Annotated in this window: 19 protein-coding genes; 12 read left to right on the plus strand and 7 right to left on the minus strand. The window is 64.6% G+C overall.

Features of this window, described 5'->3' with window-relative positions; translation table 11 throughout:
- Window positions 1–74 precede the first annotated feature (74 nt).
- The 3 genes from gatA to ACOZKU_RS14995 form a co-directional block, all read right to left on the minus strand.
- On the minus strand, window positions 75–1,556 hold the full coding sequence (gatA, locus tag ACOZKU_RS14985; protein WP_421579537.1) for an Asp-tRNA(Asn)/Glu-tRNA(Gln) amidotransferase subunit GatA: 1,482 nt from the start codon (window positions 1,554–1,556) through the stop codon (window positions 75–77).
- A 44-nt stretch (window positions 1,557–1,600) separates the two neighbouring features.
- Window positions 1,601–1,888 (minus strand): Asp-tRNA(Asn)/Glu-tRNA(Gln) amidotransferase subunit GatC, encoded by a 288-nt coding sequence (gene gatC / locus ACOZKU_RS14990; RefSeq protein WP_421579538.1) that lies wholly within the window; start codon window positions 1,886–1,888, stop codon window positions 1,601–1,603.
- A gap of 105 nt (window positions 1,889–1,993) precedes the next feature.
- Window positions 1,994–2,698, minus strand: coding sequence for a metal-dependent hydrolase (locus ACOZKU_RS14995; RefSeq protein WP_421579539.1), 705 nt, complete (start codon window positions 2,696–2,698; stop codon window positions 1,994–1,996).
- A gap of 110 nt (window positions 2,699–2,808) precedes the next feature.
- Between ACOZKU_RS14995 and ACOZKU_RS15000 the strand changes: the two genes are divergently transcribed.
- Window positions 2,809–3,105: an alkylphosphonate utilization protein gene (locus tag ACOZKU_RS15000; RefSeq protein ID WP_421579540.1), complete on the plus strand. Its 297-nt coding sequence runs from the start codon at window positions 2,809–2,811 to the stop codon at window positions 3,103–3,105.
- Between the two features lie 11 nt (window positions 3,106–3,116).
- Complete coding sequence (gene ruvX, locus ACOZKU_RS15005; RefSeq protein ID WP_421579541.1) at window positions 3,117–3,602, plus strand: Holliday junction resolvase RuvX; 486 nt, start codon at window positions 3,117–3,119, stop codon at window positions 3,600–3,602.
- Here ruvX and ACOZKU_RS15010 read toward each other — a convergent pair.
- Entirely contained in the window at window positions 3,548–3,874 is a 327-nt protein-coding gene (locus ACOZKU_RS15010; RefSeq protein WP_421579542.1) for a DUF6105 family protein, read from the minus strand. The two genes, ruvX and ACOZKU_RS15010, sit on opposite strands and share 55 nt — an antisense overlap.
- Window positions 3,871–4,002, minus strand: coding sequence for a hypothetical protein (locus ACOZKU_RS15015; protein WP_421579543.1), 132 nt, complete (start codon window positions 4,000–4,002; stop codon window positions 3,871–3,873). The genes ACOZKU_RS15010 and ACOZKU_RS15015 overlap by 4 nt, the downstream gene beginning before the upstream one ends.
- Before the next feature lie 208 nt (window positions 4,003–4,210).
- On the opposite strand from ACOZKU_RS15015, the gene ACOZKU_RS15020 reads away from it, so the two are divergent.
- Window positions 4,211–5,146 (plus strand): AEC family transporter, encoded by a 936-nt coding sequence (locus ACOZKU_RS15020; RefSeq protein ID WP_421579544.1) that lies wholly within the window; start codon window positions 4,211–4,213, stop codon window positions 5,144–5,146.
- Here ACOZKU_RS15020 and ACOZKU_RS15025 read toward each other — a convergent pair.
- Window positions 5,128–6,774, minus strand: coding sequence for an acyl-CoA dehydrogenase family protein (locus ACOZKU_RS15025; RefSeq protein WP_421579545.1), 1,647 nt, complete (start codon window positions 6,772–6,774; stop codon window positions 5,128–5,130). The two genes, ACOZKU_RS15020 and ACOZKU_RS15025, sit on opposite strands and share 19 nt — an antisense overlap.
- A 172-nt stretch (window positions 6,775–6,946) precedes the next feature.
- Between ACOZKU_RS15025 and ACOZKU_RS15030 the strand changes: the two genes are divergently transcribed.
- From ACOZKU_RS15030 to dprA, 4 genes are all read left to right on the plus strand, one after another.
- A complete protein-coding gene (locus tag ACOZKU_RS15030) occupies window positions 6,947–7,888 on the plus strand; it encodes an aspartate carbamoyltransferase catalytic subunit (RefSeq protein ID WP_421579546.1) in 942 nt (313 codons plus the stop codon).
- The gene (locus tag ACOZKU_RS15035; RefSeq protein ID WP_421579547.1) at window positions 7,885–9,177 is read left to right on the plus strand and encodes a dihydroorotase; all 1,293 of its coding nucleotides are present in this window, start codon (window positions 7,885–7,887) and stop codon (window positions 9,175–9,177) included. The genes ACOZKU_RS15030 and ACOZKU_RS15035 overlap by 4 nt, the downstream gene beginning before the upstream one ends.
- 88 nt (window positions 9,178–9,265) lie before the next feature.
- Complete coding sequence (gene plsY, locus ACOZKU_RS15040) at window positions 9,266–9,871, plus strand: glycerol-3-phosphate 1-O-acyltransferase PlsY (RefSeq protein WP_421579554.1); 606 nt, start codon at window positions 9,266–9,268, stop codon at window positions 9,869–9,871.
- Window positions 9,872–9,873: 2 nt separating this feature from the next.
- Window positions 9,874–11,025: a DNA-processing protein DprA gene (gene dprA / locus ACOZKU_RS15045; RefSeq protein WP_421579548.1), complete on the plus strand. Its 1,152-nt coding sequence runs from the start codon at window positions 9,874–9,876 to the stop codon at window positions 11,023–11,025.
- Here the strand turns inward: dprA and ACOZKU_RS15050 are convergent.
- Window positions 10,957–11,211: a hypothetical protein gene (locus ACOZKU_RS15050; RefSeq protein WP_314094590.1), complete on the minus strand. Its 255-nt coding sequence runs from the start codon at window positions 11,209–11,211 to the stop codon at window positions 10,957–10,959. The genes dprA and ACOZKU_RS15050 overlap by 69 nt on opposite strands.
- 259 nt (window positions 11,212–11,470) lie before the next feature.
- Here ACOZKU_RS15050 and topA point away from each other — a divergent pair, with 259 nt between their 5' ends.
- From topA to ACOZKU_RS15075, 5 genes are all read left to right on the plus strand, one after another.
- Window positions 11,471–14,152 (plus strand): type I DNA topoisomerase, encoded by a 2,682-nt coding sequence (topA, locus tag ACOZKU_RS15055; protein WP_421579549.1) that lies wholly within the window; start codon window positions 11,471–11,473, stop codon window positions 14,150–14,152.
- A gap of 4 nt (window positions 14,153–14,156) precedes the next feature.
- Window positions 14,157–16,508, plus strand: coding sequence for a ribonuclease R (gene rnr / locus ACOZKU_RS15060; RefSeq protein WP_421579550.1), 2,352 nt, complete (start codon window positions 14,157–14,159; stop codon window positions 16,506–16,508).
- Window positions 16,509–16,534: 26 nt separating this feature from the next.
- Window positions 16,535–17,008, plus strand: coding sequence for a DUF983 domain-containing protein (locus tag ACOZKU_RS15065; RefSeq protein WP_421579551.1), 474 nt, complete (start codon window positions 16,535–16,537; stop codon window positions 17,006–17,008).
- Window positions 17,005–17,664 carry an NUDIX hydrolase gene (locus tag ACOZKU_RS15070; RefSeq protein WP_421579552.1) on the plus strand — a complete coding sequence of 220 codons (660 nt, stop codon included), beginning with the start codon at window positions 17,005–17,007 and terminating at the stop codon, window positions 17,662–17,664. The genes ACOZKU_RS15065 and ACOZKU_RS15070 overlap by 4 nt, the downstream gene beginning before the upstream one ends.
- A 13-nt stretch (window positions 17,665–17,677) precedes the next feature.
- Window positions 17,678–18,737 (plus strand): MFS transporter (locus ACOZKU_RS15075; protein ID WP_421579553.1); only part of this gene is annotated, 1,060 nt, incomplete at its 3' end.

Here is an 18,737-nt window from a genome sequence, read left to right on the forward strand (position 1 = left end):
ATCAGCCGAAACGAAATCGCCCGGCACGGAGCCGGGCGATCTGGTCGTTCTTGCAGATGAGGGCTAGCTGCCCCTTACCACCACTTGGCCGGCGTGAAGCGGCCGGCGGCCTGCTCGATGACGTGGGCCGTCTTGAAGAGGCTTTCCTCGTCGAAGGGCTTGCCGATGAGCTGGAGGCCGAGCGGCAGGCCCTTGTGGTCGAGGCCGGCGGGAACGGAGAGGCCCGGCAGGCCGGCCATGTTCACCGTCACCGTGAAGATGTCCTGCAGGTACATCTTGACCGGATCAGACGCCAGGTCCTCGTCGGCGATGCCGAAGGCCGACGACGGGGTGGCGGGCGTCAGGATGGCATCGACCCCTGCGTTGAAGGCCAGTTCGAAGTCGCGCTTGATCAGCGTGCGCACCTTCTGGGCCTGCAGGTAATAGGCATCGTAGTAGCCGGCCGACAGAACATAGGTGCCGATCATGATACGGCGCTTGACCTCGGTGCCAAAACCGGCGGCGCGAGTCTTCTCGTACATGTCGACGATGTCCTTGCCGTCGACGCGCAGGCCGTAGCGCACGCCGTCGTAGCGGGCGAGGTTCGACGATGCCTCGGCCGGGGCAACGATGTAGTAGGCCGGCAGGGCGTATTTGGTATGCGGCAGCGAGATGTCGACGATCTCGGCACCGGCGTCCTTCAGCCAGGCGATGCCTTGCTGCCAGAGCGCTTCGATCTCGTCCGGCATGCCTTCGACGCGGTATTCGCGCGGAATGCCGATGCGCATGCCCTTCAGCGACTGGCCGAGCGCGGCTTCGTAATCCGGCACCGGCCGGTCGACGGAGGTCGTGTCCTTGGCATCGACGCTCGCCATCGACTTCAGCAGGATCGCGGCATCACGCACGTCGCGGGCGATCGGGCCGGCCTGATCGAGCGAGGAGGCGAAGGCGACGATGCCCCAGCGCGAGCAGCGGCCATAGGTCGGCTTGATGCCGACGGTGCCGGTGAAGGCGGCGGGCTGGCGGATCGAGCCGCCGGTATCGGTCGCGGTCGCGCCGGCGCACAGGAAGGCGGCGACGGCGGCGGCCGAGCCGCCCGACGAGCCGCCCGGCACGAGATCGGCGTTGGAACCCTGCGCACGCCACGGGTTCTTGACGGCACCGTAATAGGAACTCTCGTTAGAGGAGCCCATGGCGAACTCGTCCATGTTCAGCTTGCCGAGCATGACGGCGCCGTCGTTCCAGAGATTCTGGGTAACGGTCGATTCGTATTTCGGCTTGAAGCCGTCGAGGATGTGGCTGCACGCCTGCGTATGGATGCCGTCGGTGGCAAACAGGTCCTTGATGCCGAGCGGAATACCTTCCAGTGCACCGGCCTTGCCGTCGGCGATGCGGCCGTCGGAAGCCTTGGCCATCGCGCGCGCCTTTTCCGGCGTTACGGTGACATAGGCGTTGATCGCCGGATTGGCCGCTTCGATCGCAGAAAGATACGCGTCCGTCAGTTCGACGGCTTTGATCTCCTTGGCGGAGAGCTTTTCGCGGGCTTCGGCAATGGTGAGGCGAGTAAGGTCGGTCATGAAACTACTTTCGGAAGCGGACGGCGCGGGCGGCAAAGGCGGACTTATTCGACGACCTTCGGCACCTGGAAGAAGTTGCGGTCGGTGGCCGGCGCATTGGCGACGATGGCATCGGCCTTGCCGCCGTCATTGACGACGTCCTGGCGCTTGCGCATCGCCATCGGTGTGACCGAAGTCATCGGCTCGACGCCCTCGACATTCACTTCGGAAAGCTGCTCGACGAAGCCGAGGATACCGTTCAGCTCGCCGGTCATGCGGTTTGCCTCTTCCTCGCTGACGGCGATGCGGGCAAGGCGCGCGACGCGCTTTACGGTGGCTAGATCTACGGACATGGATGGTCTCCGACAGGAAATTTCATACCCGCTATACTGACCAAGCCCCGGAGGTGCAACGGGGGAATGGCCCGTTCCACGCCCCCGCGCCCGTTTTCCTGCCGCTTAGCGCGTCACCACGCCGCCGGCCTTGGGCACCTCGATCTTCGAGGATGCGCCGTCCATCGCCTGCACGAAGAGGTCGGCCGTCTGGTCGATGATACCGAAGGAACCGTAGTGGCAGGGAATGACCGTGTCGAACTTGAAGAAGCGCTGGCAGGCAAGGGCTGCGACGGCACCGCCCATGGTGAAACGGTCGCCGATCGGCACGAGGCCGATTTCCGGCTGGTGCAGCTCGTGGATCAGCGCCATGTCGGAAAAGATGTCGGTGTCGCCCATATGATAGAGTGTCGGCTCATCCTCGAAATGCAAGACGAGGCCGTTGGCATTTCCGAGCGAATGGGAAGTGCCGTCCTCGGTGATCTGCGCGGAGGAATGCAGCGCATTGACGAAGGTGGTGGAAAAACCGTCGAAATGCACGGTGCCGCCCGTATTGCCCATATCGACCTTTTCGACACCCTTGGCGCCGAGCCAGGCGGCGAGATCGGCATTGGCGAGCACCGTCGCGCCGGCTTCCTTGGCGATCTGGATCGTATCGCCGACATGGTCGCCATGACCGTGCGTCAGCAGGACGTGCGTGAGGCCGGCGACGGCGTCCTTGCGGGTCGCATCGTCAAAGGCCGGATTGCCGGTGAAGAACGGATCGATGAGGATCGTCGCCTTCGCCGTTTCGATGCGGAAGGCGGAATGGCCGAGCCAGGTGATTTTCATGATTGTTCTCCATTTGGGATTCGCGAGGCAATATAGTCCCGGTGAAGGCCGTTTCCATCCGTCGCGGGATCGTTATAAGCGTGGCTTTAAGAAATTGAGGGAATTCCGTCATGAGCGACGACGATTACATCTATGACGAAGCAACCGGCGAATGGCGCCCGGCCTCCGAGATCGCTGCGGAAAAGGCAGCGAAAAACGTGGTGCTCGATGCCGGCGGCAATGTGCTGGCCGATGGCGATTCGGTCGTGCTCATCAAGGACCTGAAGGTGAAGGGCGCCGGCCAGACGCTGAAGCAGGGCACCGTCATCAAGACGATCCGCCTCACCGACAATCCGGACGAAATCGACTGCCGGCACGAGACGATCCGCGGTCTGGTGCTGCGCACCGAATTCGTCCGCAAGCGCTGAGAGGTTTGGCCATGGCGACGCTGACACTGGAAGACCTGGCGCAAAGCCTCCTGCCCGGCCAGCCCATCGCCGGCCTCGACCTCGGCACCAAGACGATCGGGCTTTCCGTCTCCGATCTTGGTCGCCGGCTGGCAACACCCCGGCCGGTGCTGAAGCGGGTGAAATTCACGCAGGATGCGGAGACGCTGTTGGCATTTGCAGCAAAGGAGAAGGTCGTGGCCTTCGTCATTGGCCTGCCCGTGAACATGGATGGCAGCGCCGGCCCGCGCGTTCAGGCGACCCGCGCCTTCGTGCGCTCCATGGCGGATAAAACGGACATCCCCTTCGTCTTCTGGGACGAGCGACTTTCGACGGTCGCGGCCGAGCGCACGCTGATCGAGATGGATGTATCGCGCAAGAAGCGGGCCGAGCGCATAGACTCCGCCGCCGCCTCGTTCATTCTTCAGGGCGCGCTGGACAGGCTGTCGTCTCTCGCCAGAACCGCCGGCGAGGATTGATGACGGGCCTGCCACCAGGCTGAGATCTGCTTGCGGCGGCGGAAGGCAAGGATGGCGAAGACGACAAGGCTGTCGACAATGATGGCGCGCAGCACCAGCAGCGGCAGGTCTTCCGGCGGAATGCCGAGGATATGGCCGTAAATCTGGAACACCAGATCATGCGTCTGGCGCGTCAGCATGAAGAAGCCGAAATTCATGTCGTAGTAGGAAAGCCCGTACCAGCTGCCCAGGAGCGCGATGGGGCCTGCCCACAGGATCAGGAACCACTTCATGCCGCCCTCCTCTTCGCCGTGACGAGATCGGCGACAGCGAAGAGCACCTCGCTGACTGCGATGCTCCCGACAATCACGAGCAGCGGGACGACGATATCCACCGCCGCGAAGGAAAACAGGGTCGTCATGACCGAAATCCGGGCCGTACTGGCCATGGCTTGCACTCACTCGCATGGTTAACACCAAGTAAACGGCACCTTGGCCCGTTAACCCTCACCGCGCAACGGAAACCCTTCGGTAAGGTTAATTTCCACACGGAGGCCCTGCGGGCGGCCTCTTGCCATGCGGCACGGGGCGTGGAATGAGCAGCTGTCTCCCCTCGCCCGATCCGGTTCCATGCTCCCCATCTTCGAAAGCATCCTGCCCGTCTTCCTGCTCGTCGTGCTGGGCGTGTTTCTCAAGCGCTGGCGGCTGATCGACCGCGACATGTGGAACGGGCTCGAACAACTCGGCTTCTTCGTGCTGTTCCCCTCGCTGCTTTTCACCACGCTCGCCGATGCCGAGTTTTCCGGCATGGCGGCCGGAAAGGTCGCGATCGGCTCCATCGGGTCCGTGACTTTGATCGCAGCGGTGCTCGCGCTGTGCTGGCCGCTTTTCCGCGCCGCCGGGGTCGGCGGACCGACCTTCACCTCGGTCTTCCAGACCTCGACGCGCTGGAACGCCTTCATCGCGCTCGCCATCGCCGAGAAGCTCTACGGCGCGCAGAGCCTGACGCTCGTCGCGCTGGTGGCGACGCTGATCATCATCCCGATCAATCTCTACAATATCGGCATGCTCGTCTGGTTCGGCGGCGGCACGCGCAGCCTGAAAACCTTTGCGCAAAAAATCCTGACCAACCCGATGATCATCGGCTCGGTGCTCGGCGTCGCGATCAACCTGCTCGGGATCGAAATCTACAAGCCCTTGATGCAGACCGTCGAAATGGTGGCGGATACGTCGCTCAGCCTCGGCCTCATCATGGTGGGCGCCGGGCTGAAGCTTGCCGATGCGCTGAAGCCGCGTCCGCTGGCGCTGCTGCCGGTCGTGCTGAAACTCGTCTTCATGCCCCTGGTCATGACGGGTGCCGCCTATGCGCTCGGCATGCGCGGCGAGCAGCTTCTGACGATCGCGATGGGGGCGAGCGTGCCGACGGCGATGAACGGCTATGTGCTGGCCAAGCAGATGGGCGGCGATGCGCCCTTCTACGCCGCCGTCGCGACGCTGCAGACCATCGCCTCGTTCTTCACCATTCCGATGGTGCTGGCGACGACGGCCTATCTGGCCGGCGGATAAAGCAGGTCGACGATATAGGCCGAGTCGAAGCGCGAATCGAGCATGCCGTAGGTCGAGCGCCAGCCGGAGGCGAGACGCGTCTCGAGGAAGGCATCGGCGACGCGGCCGGCACCGGCGCGGTAGAGTTCGGCGGCAGCGGCGGCGAGCGCCAGCTGCTCGACCAGCATGCGGGCAGCCCCCTCGTCCCGTTCGCAGAGCGACAGGCAGGCGCGCAGCACGTCGACCGTCTTCTTGCCAGCCGAGCCGAGATCGCGGGCAAGCCCGGTGAACAGGATTTCGAACAGGTCCCTGCCCCGTCCGATGACGCGCATCAGGTCGAGCGCCATGACATTGCCGGAACCTTCCCAGATCGCGTTGACCGGCGCCTCACGGTAATGCCGCGCGATCGGCCGTTCCTCCACGTAACCGCTGCCGCCGATGCACTCCATCGCTTCATAGATGAGTGCCGGCGCGATCTTGCAGCACCAGTATTTCACGACCGGCGTCATGATCCGGGCATAGGCGGCATCTTCCGCACTGTCGCGGGCCTTGTCGAAGGCTTCGGCAAGACGCAGCGAAAGGGCGGTGGCGCCTGCAACGTCGAGCGCCATGTCGGCGAGCACGCGCGTCATGATCGGCTGGGCCACGAGCGGCTTGCCGAAGACATTGCGGCCACGGGTATGATGCACGGCCTCGGCGAGCGAGGCGCGCATGATGCCAGCGGAGGCGAGCGCGCAATCGAGCCGCGTCAGCGTCACCATGTCGAGGATGGTGCGGATGCCGGCATCCGGGCTGCCCAGCAGGAAGCCGAACGTATCGGAGAACTCCACTTCCGAAGACGCGTTGGAGCGGTTGCCGATCTTGTCCTTGAGGCGCTGGAAGCGCAGGCCGTTGCTGGCGCCGTCTTCAAGCAGGCGCGGCACGAGGAAGCAGCCGGTGCCCTCGCGCGTCTGCGCCAGCATGACGAAACCATCGCTCATTGGCGCCGACATGAACCATTTGTGGCCCGTCAGGCGGTAGATGCCCTCGCCGACGCGCTCGGCGGAAGAGGTGTTTGCACGCACGTCGGTGCCGCCCTGCTTTTCCGTCATGCCCATGCCGATGGTGATGGCGCTCTTCTGCATGGCCGGCTTGTTGGCGCTGTCATATTTGCGCGACAGGATCTTTCGGCCCCATTCGCGCTGCACTTGCGGCGAGGCCGAGAGGGCTGCAACCGAGGCGCTCGTCATCGTCAGCGGGCAGAGATGGCCGCATTCGAGCTGCGCCGTCAGGTAGAAGCGCACCGCGCGCGCCTTGTGCGCCCGGCCCTGTTCGTCGGCGACGTTTTCCCAGAGCGAGGAATGCAGCCCGCTCGCCATGGAGCGGCGCATCAGCGCGTGCCAGGCCGGGTGATAATCGACGACATCCAGACGCTCGCCGCGCGGACCATGGGTGCGCAGCTGCGGCACGCCGACATTCGCCATGCGCGCCAGTTCCTGCGCCTCCGGCGAAGTCACATAGCGGCCGATCGCATCGAACTCGTCGCGCAGGCCCTTCGGCATCGCATCGGTGGCATCCACCAGGAGCGGATCGGAGCGATAGGCGTTGATGCCCGACCAGAGCGGCGGCTGGTTGAGATCGGCGAGTTTCTGTTCGGTGTCGCGAGTCATGAGCGGGTTCTAGCCCAAGTCGCGGGCGGGCGAAACGGGGCGTTCGGTCGCGCGGCACCGTTGCGAACACAAAAGCGTGGGAATGCGCGAAACGCCGGCCGCTTCGCCTTGCCGCAGGGAAACCGACGCTCTATAGACCCCGCGTATCCAACGACAGTTGAGGCGGAGTTTCATGGACTTCTTTCCGCATCGCCACCTTCTCGGCATCAAGGGTCTGACAGAGCAGGACATCACCCTGCTGCTCGACCGCGCCGACGAGGCGGTCAAAATTTCCCGGCAGCGGGAAAAGAAGACGTCGACGCTTCGCGGCCTGACGCAGATCAATCTCTTCTTCGAAGCCTCCACCCGCACGCAATCGTCCTTCGAGCTGGCCGGCAAGCGGCTGGGCGCCGACGTGATGAACATGTCGGTCGGCAATTCCTCGGTGAAGAAGGGCGAAACGCTGATCGACACCGCGATGACGCTGAACGCCATGCACCCCGACGTGCTGGTGGTGCGCCACTCCTCCGCCGGTGCCGCCGCCCTTCTGGCGCAAAAGGTCTCCTGTGCGGTGGTCAATGCCGGCGACGGTCAGCATGAACATCCGACCCAGGCCCTGCTCGACGCGCTGACCATCCGCCGCGCCAGGGGCAAGCTGTCGCGCATCATCGTCGCCATCTGCGGCGACGTGCTGCATTCGCGCGTCGCGCGCTCCAACATCCTGCTGCTGAATGCCATGGGTGCCCGCGTGCGCGTCGTCGCACCGGCAACGCTTTTGCCGGCGGGCATCGCCGATATGGGTGCGGAGGTCTATCACTCCATGGCGGAGGGGCTGAAGGACGCGGATGTGGTGATGATGCTGCGTCTCCAGCGCGAGCGCATGTCCGGCGCCTTCGTGCCCTCGGTGCGCGAATATTTCCACTATTACGGCCTCGACGCGGAAAAGCTGAAGGCGGCCAAGGAGGATGCGCTCGTCATGCATCCCGGCCCGATGAACCGCGGCGTCGAGATCGCCTCCGAGATCGCCGACGGTCCGCAGAGCGTGATCGAGCAGCAGGTCGAGATGGGCGTCGCCGTCCGCATGGCCGTGATGGAAACGCTTCTTCTTTCGCAGAACCAGGGTGTCAGCGCATGACCCGCACGACCGTCCTGAAAAATCTCCGCATCCTCGACCCCTCGCGCAATCTCGATGAGAAGGGTTCCATCGTCATCGAGAACGGCAGAATTGCCGCGATCGGCGCCGGTGCGCAGAACCAGGGTGCGCCCGAAGGCGCCGAGATCGTCGATGGTCGCGGCATGATCGCCGCTCCCGGCCTGGTCGATGCCCGCGTCTTCGTCGGCGAGCCCGGCGCGGAACACCGCGAGACCATCGAATCCGCCTCGCGCGCGGCCGCCGCCGGCGGCGTCACCACCTTCATCACCATGCCGGACACGGATCCCGTCATCGACGACATCGCGCTGGTCGAGTTCGTGCTGAAGAACGCCCGCGACAAGGCCATCGTCAACATCCACCCCGCCGCCGCGCTGACCAAGGGGCTGGTCGGCGAGGAGATGACCGAATTCGGCCTTCTCCAGGCCGCCGGTGCCGTCGCTTTCACCAATGGCCGCAACCCGATGCACAATGCGCAGGTGCTGCGCCGCGCCATGACCTATGCGCGCGAATTCGGCAGCGTCATTTCGCTCGAAACCCGCGACAAATATCTGGGCGCCGGCGGGGTGATGAACGAGGGGCTGCTCGCAAGCTGGCTCGGACTGTCCGGCAGCCCGCGCGAAGCCGAACTCATCCCGCTCGAGCGGGACCTGCGCATCGCCGGCCTCACGCGCGGCAAATATCACGCCGCACAGATCTCGGTGCCGGAATCGGCCGAAGCGGTGAAGATCGCCCGCGAGCGCGGTGCCAATGTCACCTGCGGCGCCTCGATCAACCACCTGACACTTAACGAAAACGACATCGGCGAATACCGCACCTTCTTCAAGCTCTCCCCGCCGCTGCGCGGCGAGGACGACCGCAAGGCGATGGTCGATGCGCTGGCCCGTGGCGAGATCGACATCATCGTCTCCTCGCACGATCCGCAGGACGTCGACACCAAGCGCCTGCCCTTCGCGGATGCTGCAGACGGCGCCATCGGTCTCGAAACCATGCTGGCGGCAGCGCTCAGGCTGCATCACAGCGGCGAAGTTCCGCTGATGCGTCTCATCGATGCGCTCTCCACACGCCCGGCAAAGATTTTCGGCCTCGACGCCGGCACGCTGGCGCCGGGCGCAGCGGCGGATATCGTGCTGATCGATCCCGACGAGCCCTGGCTTGCCACGAAAGAACGCTTCGTCTCGCGTTCGAAGAACACGCCGTTTGAAGATGCCCGCTTTACGGGACGTGCCGTCAGCACCTATGTTGCCGGCGAGCGGGTGCATTCGCTGGATTGACGCGTTGAGGGGCGGACAGGACGCCGCCCCGCATCGTCCTACCGGCATCCGTCGCAATGAAATCTCGGGGGAGAACCACGTGTCCGACATCTACACCTGGCAGCTCGGCATATTGCCGACCCTGGCTGCTCTGGCCTTCGGCTATCTTCTCGGCTCCATCCCCTTCGGCTTGATCCTGACCCGCATGGCCGGACTCGGCGATGTGCGCCAGATCGGCTCGGGCAATATCGGCGCGACCAACGTGCTGCGCACCGGCAACAAGAAACTCGCCGCCGCGACGCTGCTCCTCGACGCCCTCAAGGGCACCGCTGCTGCGGCCATTGCCTCGCGCTGGGGCCTCGACGCCGGCATTGCCGCCGGCTTTGCGGCCTTTCTCGGCCATCTCTTCCCGGTCTGGCTCGGTTTCAAGGGCGGCAAGGGCGTCGCGACCTATGTCGGCCTGCTCTTGGGCCTCGTGCCCGTCATGCTCGCGGTCTTCGCGGCCATCTGGATCGGCCTTGCCTATCTCACCCGTTATTCGTCGCTTTCAGCGCTGGTTGCAACGGCGGCATCTCCGGTTGTATTGTGGTTTCTCGGTCACGAGAAGGTGGCACTGCTCTTTCTCGTTCTCACCGTCATCACCTGGTGGAAACACAGCGCCAATATCAGCCGCCTCCTGAGCGGCGCGGAAAGCAAGATCGGCAGCAAGGGGTAACCATGGACGACCGCAGCGCAAGGGCAAAAGGAATTGCGCTGACGGAGAAACAGAGGATTGCCTGGCTGCGGCTCATCCGCAGCGACAATGTCGGGCCGGTTACCTTTCGAGAGTTGATCAACCATTTCGGCAGCGCGGAGACCGCGCTGGACATGTTGCCGGAACTCTCCCGCCGCGGCGGCGCATCGCGCAGCATCCGCGTTGCCTCACGCGCGGAGGCGGAACGGGAACTGGAGATTGCCGAACGGCACGGTGCCACCTTCATCGGCATCGGCGAGCCCGATTATCCACCCTTGCTGCGCCAGATCGACGGCGCCCCGCCGCTTCTTGCCGCCAAGGGCAACCGCAGGGTGACATCGGCACCGGCGGTCGGCATCGTCGGCGCGCGCAATGCCTCGATTTCGGGCATGAAATTTGCGGGGCTTCTGGCGCGGGATATCGGCCGCGCGGGTTATTCCATCGTCTCCGGCCTGGCACGCGGCATCGATACGGCCGCCCACCGGGCCAGCCTGGAGACCGGCACGATCGCTGCCATGGCCGGCGGCCTCGACAAGCCCTATCCACCGGAGAATATCGGCCTGCTCGATGAACTCACCGGCGGCGAAGGCCTCGCCGTGAGCGAAATGCCCTTCGGCTGGGAACCGCGCGCCCGCGATTTCCCCCGTCGCAACCGGCTGATCGCCGGCATGGCGCTCGGCCTCGTCGTGGTGGAGGCCGCCGTGCGTTCCGGTTCGCTCATCACGGCGCGCAATGCCGCGGATTTCGGCCGGCTGGTCTTTGCCGTGCCCGGCTCGCCGCTCGACCAGCGTTGCGAAGGCACCAACGGCCTGCTGAAGGACGGCGCGACGATCACCACGGCACCGGAGGACGTGCTGGACGGGCTGCGGCCGCTGGCCGAGCCCGATCTGTTCTCCCCGCGCCCCGATGCAAGGGAACCCGGTGATGATCTGCCGCCGACTTTGCGGCTGCCGCCGAGCGATGGCGACCGCGAAAGGATCGCCGAGGCTCTGAGCCAGGTGCCGGCCGAAATCGACGAGATCATTCGCCATACCGGCATCGACGCGGCGAGCGTCTATCTCGTCCTGCTAGAGCTTGATCTTGCCGGCCGCCTTCAGCGGCATGCCGGCGGCGGCGTCTCGATCACGCCGGATTGAGAACGGGCGCATGCCCGACTGGATGTCGCCGGCCTCCACATAGGCCATTTCGATCAGATAGCGCAGCATGTCTGCTCCCTCGTTTGCGGCGACGGTGCGCAGTTCTGCGAGCATCTGTCTGATATAGGCGATGTTCTCTTCTGCCGTGTGGGGCGGGAGCATGGGCTTGGCTGGTTTCGAATTCATGACTTATCCGTTGTGCCAGTAATCTGGAATCACCGATAGGTTGCAATTCCTACGCCTAGGAAACGATACAACGATTATTTATAATTGCAACCACGGATTAATCTCGTTTTGGTTGCATGGCGTTGTATCTCACTAAATTCAGCCCTACCTCTTGACCCGAACGCTTTCCCTGTTCATGTCGAAACACGACTTTCCGGCGCGAGATGCGCCCTTCACCGCGTGAGACAAGCCGCGGCGCGTGGTATCAGAGAAAATGACGATGAATGTTGTAGTTGTGGAATCGCCCGCCAAGGCCAAGACGATCAACAAGTATCTTGGCCCGGGCTACAAGGTGCTTGCATCCTTCGGCCACGTGCGCGACCTGCCGGCCAAGGATGGTTCGGTGCTTCCGGACGAAGACTTCGAAATGCTGTGGGAGGTCGACAGCGCCTCGGCCAAGCGCATCAAGGACATTGCCGATGCGGTAAAGGATTCCGACGGCCTGATCCTCGCGACCGACCCGGATCGCGAGGGCGAGGCAATCTCCTGGCACGTACTCGACGTACTGAAGAAGAAGCGCGTGCTCGGCGATAAGCCCGTTCAGCGCGTCGTCTTCAACGCCATCACCAAGTCGGCCGTGCTCGAGGCAATGCGCAATCCGCGCGACATCGACACACCGCTGGTCGATGCCTACCTTGCCCGCCGCGCGCTCGACTATCTCGTCGGGTTCAACCTGTCGCCGGTGCTGTGGCGCAAGCTGCCGGGCGCCCGCTCGGCAGGCCGCGTGCAGTCCGTCGCGCTGCGCCTCGTCTGCGACCGCGAAGCCGAGATCGAGCGTTTCGTCTCGGAAGAGTACTGGAACATCTCGGCACTCCTGAAGACTCCGCGCGGCGACGAGTTCGAGGCCCGTCTGGTTTCGGCCGAGGGCAAGCGGCTTCCCCCCAGGGCGGTCGGCAACGGCGAAGAGGCGAGTAATCTGCGTACGCTGCTCGAAGGTGCGGCCTACCGCGTCGAGAGCGTCGAGGCCAAGCCCACGAAGCGCAACCCGTCACCGCCCTTCACCACCTCCACGCTGCAGCAGGCCGCGTCCTCCAAGCTTGGCTTCTCGGCCTCGCGCACCATGCAGGTGGCGCAAAAGCTCTATGAAGGCATCGATATCGGCGGCGAGACGGTCGGTCTCATCACCTATATGCGTACCGACGGCGTGCAGATGGCGCCCGAGGCGATCGATGCCGCCCGCAAAGCCGTCGCCGAGCAGTTCGGCGCACGCTATGTGCCGGAGAAGGCTCGTCTCTACTCCACCAAGGCGAAGAACGCCCAGGAAGCCCACGAAGCAATCCGCCCGACCTCCTTCGATCGCACGCCCGACCAGGTGAAGCGCTATCTCGATCCAGACCAGCTGAAGCTCTACGATCTCGTCTGGAAGCGCGGCATCGCGAGCCAGATGGCCTCGGCCGAAATCGAGCGCACGACCGTCGAGATCGAGGCCGACAATGGCGGCCGCAAGGCCGGCCTGCGTGCCACCGGCTCCGTCATCCGCTTCGACGGCTTCATCGCCGCCTATACCGACCAGAAGGAAGACGGCGAACAGTCCGACGACGGTGACGAGGACGGCCGCCTGCCCGAAATCAACGCTCAGGAAAAGCTCGCCAAGCAGAAGGTGAACGCCACCCAGCACTTCACCGAACCGCCGCCGCGCTATTCCGAAGCCTCGCTGATCAAGAAGATGGAAGAGCTCGGCATCGGCCGCCCGTCGACCTATGCCGCGACGCTCGCCACGCTGCGCGACCGCGAATATATCGTCATCGACAAGCGCAAGCTGATCCCCGAGGCCAAGGGCCGTCTCGTCACGGCCTTCCTCGAAAGCTTCTTCACCCGCTATGTCGAATACGATTTCACCGCCGATCTCGAAGAAAAGCTGGACAAGATCTCGGCCGGTGAGCTCGACTGGAAGCAGGTTCTGCGCGATTTCTGGAAGGACTTTTTCGCGCAGATCGAGGATACCAAGGAACTGCGCGTCACCAACGTGCTCGACGCGCTGAACGAGGAACTGGCGCCGCTGGTCTTCCCGAAGCGCGAGGACGGCAGCGATCCGCGGATCTGCCAGGTCTGCGGCACCGGCAAGCTTTCGCTGAAACTCGGCAAATTTGGCGCCTTTGTCGGCTGCTCGAATTATCCGGAATGCAACTTCACCCGCCAGCTTTCGGCCGACAACGGCTCGGATGCGGAGGCAGCGGCCTCCAACGAGCCGCAGAGCCTCGGCAAGGATCCGCATACGGGCGAAGAGATCACGCTCCGCTCCGGCCGTTTCGGACCCTATGTCCAGCGCGGCGACGGCAAGGAGGCGAAGCGCTCCAGCCTGCCCAAGGGCTGGACGCCGGCCAGTATCGATCACGAGAAGGCGGTCGCGCTGCTCTCGCTGCCGCGCGATATCGGCCAGCATCCGGAATCCGGCAAGATGATCTCGGCGGGCCTTGGCCGCTACGGACCGTTCCTGCTGCATGACGGCGGCTACGCCAATCTCGAAACCGTCGAGGACGTGTTCTCGATCGGCCTCAACCGTGCCGTGACCGTGATCGCCGACAAGGCGTCGAAGGGTCCGGGCGGTCGTGCGCGCGGCACGCCGGCGGCGTTGAAGACGCTGGGCGATCATCCCGATGGCGGACCGATCACGGTGCGCGACGGCAAATACGGCCCCTATGTCAACTGGGGCAAGGTCAACGCCACCCTGCCCAAGGGCAAGGCCGCCGACAGCGTGACGATGGAAGAAGCGCTCGTTCTGATCGCCGAAAAGGCCGGCAAGACGCCCGCCAAGGGCGGCAAGGCCAAGGCCCCCGCCAAGGCGAAGACGTCGAAGGCGGCCAAATCCAGCGAGAGCAAGACCGGCGAGGCGAAGACCGCAAAGCCGAAGGCAAAGGCTGCGGCCAAGCCCAAGGCGGCAGCAAAGGCAAAGAAGGCCTGACACCATGAGCAAGGAACCACGCAGCCGGGCAGGACAAATGAAACGGCCCGGCCGCGCGGGCCGTGACGTAGCGCCTGCGAACGAGACGCCGATCATCCATGGCGCCATTCCGCCGCGCGACGTGCTGTTGCGCTTCATCGCCGAGCACCCTGAACAGGCCTCCAAGCGCGAAATCTCCAAGGCCTTCGGCCTGAAGGGCGAGACGCGTGTGGAACTGAAGGCGCTGCTCAAATCCTTCGAGGAGGACGGCCTTCTCGAAAAGCGCCGCAAGTCGCTGGTGCGTCCCGGCGCGCTCCCCCCCGTCACCGTTCTCGACATCACCACCCGTGACGTCGACGGCGAGCTGATCGGCCGGCCGGCGGAATGGCTCGACGATGCCGGTGTGGCGCCGGCGGTGCTCATTCGCCAGTCGGGTGGCGCGCGCAAGGACAAGGCGCCCGTTGCCGGTCTTGGCGACCGGGTCCTGGCAAAAATCTTCCCCGCCAAGGAGCGTGGCGGCCCGGCCTATACGGCACGGATCATAAAGGTTCTCGACAAGAAGAAGAATTCCGGCATGGGCGTGTTCCGCACCATGGCGGGCGGCGGCGGGCGCATCATGCCCATCGACCGGCGTGGTGACGAGATGGAGGTCGATGCGCAGTTCACGGCGGGCGCCAAGGATGGTGACCTCGTGGAGATCGATGTCGTGCGCATGGGCCGCTTCGGCCTGCCGCGCGCGCAGGTCAAGAGCGTGGTTGGCTCCGTCGCCTCGGAAAAGGCGATCTCGATGATCGCCATCTATGCCCACGGCATTCCCCACATCTTCCCGGACGCGGTCATCCGCGAGGCGGAAGCCGCGGGTCCGGCGACCATGGCACATCGCGAGGACTGGCGCAGCCTTCCCCTCATCACCATCGACCCGGCCGACGCCAAGGACCACGACGACGCCGTCTATGCCGAACCCGACACCTCTCCGGACAATCCGGGCGGCGTGATGGTCACCGTGGCGATCGCCGATGTCAGCTACTATGTCCGCCCGAAATCCGCGCTCGACCGCGAGGCGCAGAAGCGCGGCAACTCGGTCTATTTCCCGGATCGGGTCGTGCCCATGCTGCCGGAGCGCATTTCCAACGACCTCTGCTCGCTGAAGGAAGGCGTCGACCGGCCGGCGCTCGCCGTGCGCATGGTCTTTTCGCATGAGGGCCGCAAGGCAAGCCACACCTTCCACCGCATCATGATGAAAAGTGCGGCCAAGCTCTCCTACCAGCAGGCGCAGGCGGCGATCGACGGCGCGCCCGACGACAAGACCGGCCCGATCCTCGAGACGATCCTGAAGCCGCTCTGGCAGGCCTACAAGATCATGACGGTCGGCCGCAACCGCCGCCAGCCGCTCGAACTGGACATGCCCGAGCGCAAGATTCTGCTGAAGCCCGATGGCACCGTCGACCGGGTCTTCGTGCCGCCGCGGCTCGATGCGCACAAGCTCATCGAGGAGATGATGATCCAGGCCAACGTCTCGGCCGCCGAAACGCTGGAGAAGAAAAAGCAGGCCCTGATCTACCGCGTGCACGACGCCCCCTCGCTTGCCAAGCAGGAGGTGCTGCGCGAGTTCCTGCAGACGCTCGACATCTCCCTCGTCAAGGGCGGCAACATGCGCTCCAACCACTTCAACGGCATCCTCGCCAAGGTCGCGGACCAGCCCTTCCAGGAGATGGTCAACCAGATGGTGCTGCGCTCGCAGAGCCAGGCGATCTACAGCCCTGAAAATATCGGCCATTTCGGCCTGAACCTCATGAAATACGCCCATTTCACCTCGCCGATCCGCCGCTATGCGGACCTGATCGTGCATCGTGCGCTGGTGGGCTCGCTCGGGCTCGGCGAAGGCGGCATCACGCCGGACGAGGAAGCGGTGCTCGACGATATCGCGGCCGAGATCTCGACCTTCGAGCGCCGCGCCATGGCCGCCGAGCGCGACACGGTTGACAGGCTGATCGCACATCATCTCGCCGAGCGCGTCGGCGAGGAATTCGACGGCCGCGTCTCCGGCGTCACCAAGGCGGGACTTTTTGTCACCCTGCCTGAATATGGTGCCGACGGGTTCGTGCCTATATCTATGCTGGGGCGCGATTATTATATCTACGACGAGGCGCATCAGGCGCTATCCGGTGAAAAGACCGGGCTGGGCTACCGCCTCGGCGATACGGTGCGCGTCAAACTCGCGGAGGCGGTGCCGCTCGCCGGCTCGCTCCGGTTCGACATGTTGAGCGAAGGACGCAAGATGCCGACGGCGGTGCGCTCCTTCCACAAGTCGGGCCGGCGCAAGGGCGGGGAAACGCGGCGCCAGCCGGGCACGCGCCCGCCGCGCGGACGACGCTAACAAGTTCCGGCAAGGAAGGACAGGATATGCAGGCGAACGAGACCGACAGCACAACGCTGCATTTCGGCGACACCGCGAGCGGTAAGCCGGCGGATCGTCCGGTCGGCCGCGCCATCAAGCGCGGCATGCTGAACCGCTGCCCGGCCTGCGGCACCGGCCGCCTGTTCAAATCCTTTCTCAAGCCGGTCGAAAACTGTGCCGCCTGCGGCGAGGATTATGCGCATCAGCGTGCCGACGACCTGCCGCCCTATATCGTCATCACCATCGTCGGCCATATCGTTCTCGGCGGTTACATGGTGACGGATCTCGTCTGGCCGCTCACCACTTGGCAGCATCTCGCCATCTGGGCGCCGATCACCATCATCCTCTCCCTGATCCTGCTCCAGCCGGTCAAGGGCGGAACCATCGGCCTGCAATGGGCGGTCAGGATGCATGGCTTCGGCGAAAAGCCCGATGCCGACGAGGATGCAACGCCCGTATACGGTGACAAAACCGCATGACGCCTGTCCGTCCCGTCGATGCAGCCTCCATCCTGCTTCTCGACCGGTCGGGCGGGACGATACGGGTGCTGGTGGGCAAGCGCAGCAGCAAGCATGTGTTCATGCCCGATGTCTACGTGTTTCCCGGCGGCCGGCGCGATGCGGGCGACCGCCTCGTTTCCGTTGCAAGCCCCCTTCACCCGCTGGCGCTGGAGCGCATGGCCGTACGCGTGCCACGCTGTTCGGGCTCGAAGCTGCGGGCGCTCGCCGTCGCAGCGCTCCGGGAGCTTTACGAAGAGGCCGGTCTGAGCGTTGGCGCGCCGCTTGCCGATGTGCCCGAAGGTGGACTGCCCTTCCGTCCCGATCTCTCCAAGCTGCGATTCCTGGCCCGCGCCATCACGCCCACGGGCATGGTGCGGCGCTTCGATACACGCTTCTTCACGCTCTTTGCCGATGAAGCCGGCATCGACCCTTCCGGTGCTGCGGCCAGCCATGAGCTCGAGGATGTGCGCTGGGTGGATATTTTTGACCACAAGGGCATCGAGATGCCCGACATAACCGTCTTGATCCTTGAAGAGCTTCAAAAAAGCATTCAGGAAGACAAGTCTCTCCCCTTCGGAAGACCGGCGCCGCTGTATCGCAACAGGCACGGTCACTTCCTCCGGGACATGCTTTAAGGGTCGACTACATATGACGCAGCCGCAATCGGGCACCTCCGGCCCGGTGGAGCACATCCACTGGCGATCCCTCATCGCAGCCGTCGCCGCCATTTCCGCTGTCGGCATCGCCATCGGGCTCGGCCTGCCGCTGCTGTCCATCATCATGGAAAAGCGCGGCATTTCTCCCACGATGATCGGCATCAACTCCGCCATGGCCGTTGTCGCCGCCATGGCCGCCGCCCCCTTCACCACGCGCCTGGCGCATGCCTGGGGCACCTCGACGACGATGTTGCTGGCGATCCTGCTGTCGGCGATCAGCGGCCTCGGCTTCTACTACATCGAGAATTTCTGGCTGTGGTTTCCACTGCGCCTCGTCTTCCACGGCGCGATCACCACGCTGTTCATCCTGTCCGAATTCTGGATCAACGCGGCAGCACCCCCACGCCGCCGCGGCCTGGTGCTCGGCATCTATGCGACGGTGCTGTCGCTCGGCTTCGCCACCGGCCCCCTGCTTTTCTCCATCCTCGGCAGCGACGGTGTGCGTCCCTTTGCGGTCGGCGCCCTGATCATTCTCATCGCGGCCGTCCCGATCTTCATCGCCCGCAGCGAAAGCCCCGTCATCGACGAGAAGCCGGAGCTGCATTTCATGCGCTATATCCTTCTCGTGCCGACCGCGACGGCCGCCGTCTTCATCTTCGGCGCGGTAGAAGTGGGCGGCCTGTCGCTCTTCCCGATCTATGCCACACGGGCGGGCTTCAGCGAGCCGCAGGCGGCCCTGCTACTCACGGTGATGGGCATCGGCAACATGGCCTTCCAGATCCCGCTGGGCATGCTCTCCGACCGCATGAAGGACCGCAGGCGGCTTCTCACCATCATGGCCGTCATCGGCCTCGTCGGCGCGCTGTCGCTGCCCTGGGTGTCGCAGAACTGGCTGCTGATGGCGGTCGTGCTGCTGCTGTGGGGCGGCTGCGTGGCGGGCCTCTATACGGTCGGCCTCAGCCATCTCGGCTCGCGACTCGTCGGCGCCGATCTCGCAGCAGCCAATGCGGCCTTCATCTTCTGTTATGCCGTCGGCACGGTCGTCGGTCCCC

It is taken from the genome of Shinella sp. M31 (assembly GCF_049199205.1).
Taxonomy (GTDB): Bacteria; Pseudomonadota; Alphaproteobacteria; order Rhizobiales; family Rhizobiaceae; genus Shinella.

Excerpts from the sequence above, each read along its gene's own strand:
- gatA (WP_421579537.1), bottom strand. The coding sequence starts at position 1,556 with ATGACCGACCTTACTCGCCTCACCATTGCCGAAGCCCGCGAAAAGCTC.
- gatC (WP_421579538.1), bottom strand. The coding sequence starts at position 1,888 with ATGTCCGTAGATCTAGCCACCGTAAAGCGCGTCGCGCGCCTTGCCCGC.
- ACOZKU_RS14995 (WP_421579539.1), bottom strand. The coding sequence starts at position 2,698 with ATGAAAATCACCTGGCTCGGCCATTCCGCCTTCCGCATCGAAACGGCG.
- ACOZKU_RS15000 (WP_421579540.1), top strand. The coding sequence starts at position 2,809 with ATGAGCGACGACGATTACATCTATGACGAAGCAACCGGCGAATGGCGC.
- ruvX (WP_421579541.1), top strand. The coding sequence starts at position 3,117 with ATGGCGACGCTGACACTGGAAGACCTGGCGCAAAGCCTCCTGCCCGGC.
- ACOZKU_RS15010 (WP_421579542.1), bottom strand. The coding sequence starts at position 3,874 with ATGAAGTGGTTCCTGATCCTGTGGGCAGGCCCCATCGCGCTCCTGGGC.
- ACOZKU_RS15015 (WP_421579543.1), bottom strand. The coding sequence starts at position 4,002 with ATGACGACCCTGTTTTCCTTCGCGGCGGTGGATATCGTCGTCCCGCTG.
- ACOZKU_RS15020 (WP_421579544.1), top strand. The coding sequence starts at position 4,211 with ATGCTCCCCATCTTCGAAAGCATCCTGCCCGTCTTCCTGCTCGTCGTG.
- ACOZKU_RS15025 (WP_421579545.1), bottom strand. The coding sequence starts at position 6,774 with ATGACTCGCGACACCGAACAGAAACTCGCCGATCTCAACCAGCCGCCG.
- ACOZKU_RS15030 (WP_421579546.1), top strand. The coding sequence starts at position 6,947 with ATGGACTTCTTTCCGCATCGCCACCTTCTCGGCATCAAGGGTCTGACA.
- ACOZKU_RS15035 (WP_421579547.1), top strand. The coding sequence starts at position 7,885 with ATGACCCGCACGACCGTCCTGAAAAATCTCCGCATCCTCGACCCCTCG.
- dprA (WP_421579548.1), top strand. The coding sequence starts at position 9,874 with ATGGACGACCGCAGCGCAAGGGCAAAAGGAATTGCGCTGACGGAGAAA.
- ACOZKU_RS15050 (WP_314094590.1), bottom strand. The coding sequence starts at position 11,211 with ATGAATTCGAAACCAGCCAAGCCCATGCTCCCGCCCCACACGGCAGAA.
- topA (WP_421579549.1), top strand. The coding sequence starts at position 11,471 with ATGAATGTTGTAGTTGTGGAATCGCCCGCCAAGGCCAAGACGATCAAC.
- rnr (WP_421579550.1), top strand. The coding sequence starts at position 14,157 with ATGAGCAAGGAACCACGCAGCCGGGCAGGACAAATGAAACGGCCCGGC.
- ACOZKU_RS15065 (WP_421579551.1), top strand. The coding sequence starts at position 16,535 with ATGCAGGCGAACGAGACCGACAGCACAACGCTGCATTTCGGCGACACC.
- ACOZKU_RS15070 (WP_421579552.1), top strand. The coding sequence starts at position 17,005 with ATGACGCCTGTCCGTCCCGTCGATGCAGCCTCCATCCTGCTTCTCGAC.